This is a genomic window from Micromonospora sp. ATCC 39149, assembly GCF_000158815.1.
Classification (GTDB): Bacteria; Actinomycetota; Actinomycetes; order Mycobacteriales; family Micromonosporaceae; genus Micromonospora.
This window is the reverse complement of the sequence record NZ_GG657738.1, coordinates 3,046,777-3,051,929: the sequence shown is the minus strand read 5'-3', so window position 1 is coordinate 3,051,929 and position 5,153 is coordinate 3,046,777. Positions and strand designations below refer to the sequence as shown.

4 protein-coding genes and 1 pseudogene are annotated in these 5,153 nt (G+C 73.6%); 4 read left to right on the top strand and 1 reads right to left on the bottom strand.

Going from position 1 to position 5,153, the window contains the following annotated elements; translation table 11 throughout:
• The 3 genes and pseudogenes from MCAG_RS12875 to MCAG_RS12865 form a co-directional block, all read left to right on the top strand.
• Positions 1-1,209: pseudogene (locus MCAG_RS12875) on the top strand (adenylate/guanylate cyclase domain-containing protein); the annotation flags it as partial.
• 192 nt (positions 1,210-1,401) lie between these two features.
• Entirely contained in the window at positions 1,402-1,884 is a 483-nt protein-coding gene (locus MCAG_RS12870; RefSeq protein WP_007073411.1) for a hypothetical protein, read from the top strand.
• Positions 1,885-1,914: 30 nt separating this feature from the next.
• Positions 1,915-3,540, top strand: coding sequence for a serine/threonine-protein kinase (locus MCAG_RS12865; RefSeq protein ID WP_007073410.1), 1,626 nt, complete (start codon positions 1,915-1,917; stop codon positions 3,538-3,540).
• On the opposite strand, the gene MCAG_RS12860 is transcribed toward MCAG_RS12865, so the two are convergent.
• Positions 3,527-3,880, bottom strand: coding sequence for a hypothetical protein (locus tag MCAG_RS12860; protein WP_007073409.1), 354 nt, complete (start codon positions 3,878-3,880; stop codon positions 3,527-3,529). The genes MCAG_RS12865 and MCAG_RS12860 overlap by 14 nt on opposite strands.
• 259 nt (positions 3,881-4,139) lie before the next feature.
• Between MCAG_RS12860 and MCAG_RS12855 the strand changes: the two genes are divergently transcribed.
• The coding region (locus MCAG_RS12855) for an alpha/beta fold hydrolase (RefSeq protein ID WP_007073408.1) at positions 4,140-5,153 on the top strand (1,014 nt) is incomplete at its 3' end.

The following is a 5,153-nucleotide window of genomic DNA, read 5'->3' as shown; positions in this document are numbered from 1 at the left end:
CACCAGACTCTCGGCGACCAGGGCCGGGCGGTTGCCTGTTGGCAGGAGGCGTCGCAGGTGGCCACCGCCGGCAAGCTGCCCAACCTGCGCGCTTCGGCGATGCGCCGGCTCGGCATGGCCGACTTCATCGCCGGCCGGCTCGGGCAGGCCAGCAGCCGGCTCGCGGCGTCGTACCAGGTCAGCCTGACGTCGCAGGACCGGCGTGGGCAGGCGTGGTCACTACAGAACCTGGCCTGGGTCACCACCACCCGCGGCGACTTCGCCGGCACCGACGCGGTGCTGGGCCGGGCCGCCCGGCTCTTCGCCGAGCTGAAGGACCCGTACGGGCGGGCCTGGCTGCGCGGCACCACCGCGTTCGCCCGGCTGCTCGCCGGCCGGCTGCGCGAGGCCCGCCGGCTGGCACGGGTCTTCCTGCCGTTCGGGGAGCGGGTGGGCGAGGCGTGGGCCGTCGGCACGCTGCGCGCGGTCGAGGCGTTCGCCGGGGCGGAACTGGGCGAACTGGGCGAGGCGGACCAGGCGGCCCGCCGGGCGTACCGGGACTTCGCTGAGGTCTCCGACGACTGGGGGCGCGGCTTTGCGCTGGTGGTACGCGGGGTGGTGGCCCGAGGGCTGGGCGAGCCGGAGCACGCGGCCGACCTGCTCGCCGACGCGATGTCGTACGCCGAGCGGACCTCGCACCCGCTGCTCACCGGGATGGCCGGCACGCTGCGCGGCTTCGTGGCGCTGGACCTGGGCGACTGCGAAACCGCCGAGCGGTCGGCGCGGGCGGTGCTGACCACCGTCGAGCCGCACAACCCGCAGGCTCCCGCCCAGGTGGGTCCCCGGGTGCTGCTGGCGACGGCCCGGCTCGCGGCCGGTGACCCGGCGACCGCCGTGGGGCTGCTCGCCCCGGTGGCGACGGCCGCTGCGAACACGCCGTCGCTGCTGTTCTCCCGCCAGCAGACCATGGCCCGGTACGCCTGCGCGCTGCTCGCCCACGGCCAGCGCGAGCAGGCGCTGGACTGGGCGCACCGGGCGATCGCCGCCCCGGCGGAGGACGTGCGCAGCCAGGTGATCGCGGTGAGCGTGCTGGCCGAGACGCTGGCCGCCTGCGGTCGCCCGGTCGAGGCGCTGGCCAGGGCCGAGGAGGCGGTGCGCCTGGCGTACGCGACGGAACAGCGCAGCGAGCGGCTCGCGGCGGACGCGCTGCGCGTGCGCTTGCGGGGGTAAGGAGGGGCCCCTTGTTAACGCCTACGGTAGAGAAGGGTTCCCTTCTCACCAGCGGGCGGCGGGAGCGGACGGCGGTGGGCAGCGGGGCGACTCTGCCGGTTCCGCCGATGCGGGTGTCGGCGCCAACGGCTACGGTGGCATTTCCAGGAGCGGTCCACTGTAGGGCCGTCGGGCCGCGCCCGGGAGGACGTGATGAGGCTGCCCCGCTCCAGTGCCGGCTGGACGATCGCGGTCTTCGGCGTTTTGGCCCTGCTCATGGGCGCCCTCGGGCTGCTCTGGCCGGAGGCGCAGCTGCGGATGCTCGGCTTCGAGGTGCCCGAGAGCCGGTCCGCCGGCGACTACACCGGCACGTTCCTGACCGCGTCGGCGATGGCGTCGTTCAACATGGGGGTCTACTACCTGCTGGCCACGGCCACCGAGTGGCGGGCCTTCTACCGGTTCACCGTGGTCTTCCGGCTGGTCACCTTCACCGTCTTCACCATCGTGGTGCTTGCCGAAGTCGCCCCGGGGCGGTTTTTCACGGTGGCGCTCTGGGAGGGGCTGGGCGCTGTCGCCACCGCCGTGGCCCTGCGTTGGGACGACGCCCGCCGCGTGGCGACCGCACCGGCGGACACCCGGGGTGAGGTCGCGGTGACGGCGGACGGTGCCTCCCGGTCTGCGGGCGCGGACCGCTGAGCCACCGGACCGATTAGGTATTTTCGAGCAGTGACCGACACCCCGCCCGGCGCCCTGCGGCTGCCCATTGTGCCCGGTCTGACCGATTTAGAAGTCTTTGCCCGAGGTGGCTACGCGACCGTTTACCGGGCTACCCAGATCTCGGTGGGCCGCGAGGTCGCGGTGAAGGTGGAGAACCGCACCCTGGACAACGAGCGGGACCAGGCCCGGTTCCTGCGCGAGGCGCGGGCGGCCGGGAGAATGTCGTCACACCCGCACGTGGTGGACCTCTTCGACGTGGGCGTCACCGTCGACCAGCATCCGTACCTCATCATGGAGCTCTGCGACGGGTCGTACGCGGAACGGATGCGCACCTCGCCCCTGGGCCCGGCGGAGACCCGCGACCTCGGCGTGAAGATCGCCGACGCGTTGGCCCACTCGCACGCCAACGGCGTGCTGCACCGCGACGTCAAGCCGGCGAACATCCTGCACTCCCACTTCAACCCGGCGGTGCTGGCCGACTTCGGGCTCGCGGTGCTGGCCGAGGTGCGCGACCCGACGGTGACCCTGGAGGTGCTCACCCCGGCGTACGCGCCGCCGGAGATGTTCAACCACAGCCCGCCGTCGCCCGCCGTCGACGTCTACGCCCTCTGCGCCACCCTCTATGCCGTCATGCACGGCCGGCCGCCCCGCTGGCAGTCCGAACGCAGCCCCAGCCTGGTCACCGTGCTGGAGATGTTCCACCAGCCGATACCCGGGCTGCCCGGGGTGCCGGAGGAGCTGGTCGACGTGCTCCGGGCCGGCATGGCCAACGACCCGGCCGCCCGTCCGTCCGCCGTGGAGCTGCGCGGCCTGCTCGCCGGCCTGCCGCTCGACCCGGTCAGCGCGCCCGTCAGCGGTGCCCCCGTCTCCGGTGGGCCCACCTCCGGCGGCCCCACGGGCACCGCCACCGGCAGCCCGTCCACGTCCGGCGGCCTGTACGGCACCGGCCAGCCGGGCACCGCCACCTGCAGCCCGTCCACCTCCGGCGGCCTGTACGGCACCGGCCAGCCGGGCCGCGCCGCACCGCGCCCCCCGCTGGAGGACGACCACCCCACGGTGCCGACGACGACCGGTCGCCGGTGGCGGCGGCGCTGGTTCCTCGGCGGCGCGGGGGCGCTCGCGCTGGCCGCCTCGGCGAGTGCCGGGGCCTGGGTCGCCGAAAGCGCGCCGGTCGCGCCGAAGCCCACGCCCGTCGTCACCGTGGGCGGCACGACCACCGCCAGTCGGTGGGGGGCGCTGCCGGGCTGCGTCTCCGGGTCGCAGGGCCCGGCCGAGCTGCCGGTGGGCGCGCACTGCATCGCCGAGTTGCAGTGCTTCGGGCCGATGCGGGTGAGCGGCACCCGGGCGGAGGCACCCCGGCTGCCCTGCGACGGTCGGCACACCTGGGAGGCCTACGCCGAGGGTGAGCTGCCCGCCGCCCTGGTCGACGCGGGTTACGACGAGGTGACCGCCGACCCGCAGGTGCGCAAGGTGTGCAACCCGGTGACGTTCCGGCTGACCAGCGGGATCGCGTACACCAGCGGCTGGCACCTGGAGGTGCTGCCGCCGGAGCCGGACAGCCCGGACCGGACGTACCGGTGCCTGGCCGGGCGCGGTGTCGACGGGCTGTACGAGCCGACCCTCAGCGGTCGCTGAACCCGCTCGCGCCCTGGCGGCGTTGCTGCACCGCCCGCATGGCGTCGCGGCTGTCCAGCGTGTCGAGGGTGTCGGCGTCGACGTCGCTGAGCCGGGTGGACGGCTGCCCCGGCCACGGCGCCGGCTCGTCGCCCGCGCGTTCGCGGGCCTCCTCGCGGCGGTGCCGCACCTCCGTCACCGACACTCCGGCGATCATCACGAGCAGGACGCAGAGCAGGGCGAGCACCACCGCCACGATGCTGCGCGGGTGCCACCAGACCAGCGTCACCAGCAGGGCGACCGCCGCCAGCGACGCGGCGACCGCCACGACGGGCACGTCGGGCCGAGGGATTCGGGTCACCCGTCAAGGATGTCGGAGCCGGCCGGCCTGTCAACCGTTGCCCCGGCCGCCGGTTCTCCCGGCGCTCACCCGCCAGGCCGAACGACCGGCCCGCAGTGGAGAGGAGCGATACAGCGTCGGAGCAGAGAGATTGGTTACATTGACCAAAGGAATGATCCTTTCCTGGGCATTTTCCGGGCGGTGCTCGTGGGCTCGGTTCCTAGAGTGACGTGGTCGAGGATTGCTCGACGCGTCCCGTTGCCTACCGGAAGGCATCCGAATGCCACGTACAACCTGGCCTCTCACCGCAGCAGGCATCGCGGGGATCGTCCTCGCCGGCGCGGCCGTCGCGCCGGCCAGCGCGGCACCGACCACCGCCGGCTGGGGTCGTCCGGCCACCTCGGACCGGACCGACCCCGTCGAGGCCAAGCGGGTCGACAGCGTGCCCACACCGAAGCTCGACTGGTACGCCTGCTACGGCACCGCCGAGTGCGCCACGGTGCAGCTCCCGCTCGACTACGACAAGCCGACGGGCGCCACCACCGAGGTGGCGGTGCTGCGGGTCAAGGCCCGCGACCAGAAGAACCGCATCGGCAGCCTCTTCGTCAACCCGGGCGGCCCCGGCGGCTCCGGCACGGACCTGGCCCTCGCCGCGCCGTACTTCCTCGGCGACGACCTGCTGGACCGGTTCGACATCGTCGGCGTCGACCCGCGCGGCATCGCGGCCAGCGAGAACCTCAAGTGCTTCCCGTCGGTGAAGGACCAGACCAAGGCGTACGCCGGGCTGAACGTCGCCTTCCCATGGACGAAGGCCGAGGAGAAGGCGTACGTCGACTCGGCCAAGGCGGTCGGCAAGGCGTGCTCCAGCACCGGAAAGCCGCTCTCCGGTGCGATGTCGACGGCCGAGGTGGCCCGGGACATGGACGTACTGCGCCGGGCGGTCGGCGACAAGTTGCTCACCTACCTCGGCTTCAGCTACGGCACCGCGCTCGGGCAGTACTACGCCAACATGTTCCCCGACCGGGTCCGGGCGATCGTCGTCGACGGTGTGCTCAACCCGGACGCGTGGGTGGGCCAGGGCAAGGCCCGCAACCAGCTCCAGGAGACCCGGCTGGCCAGCGCCGACGGCGCGTACAAGGCGCTGCGGGAGATCCTGAAGCGCTGCGAGTCCGCCGGCCCGGACGCCTGCGCGCTCGCCGCCGGTGACCCCGTCGCCGCCGTCGAGACGGTGACGAAGCGGCTGCGCAAGAAGCCGCTGGTGATCGAGGACCCGGACACCGGTGAGACGTACACC

What these genes read in the sequence shown, in the direction of transcription:
- MCAG_RS12870 (WP_007073411.1), top strand. Translation starts at nt 1,402, where the DNA reads ATGAGGCTGCCCCGCTCCAGTGCCGGCTGGACGATCGCGGTCTTCGGC.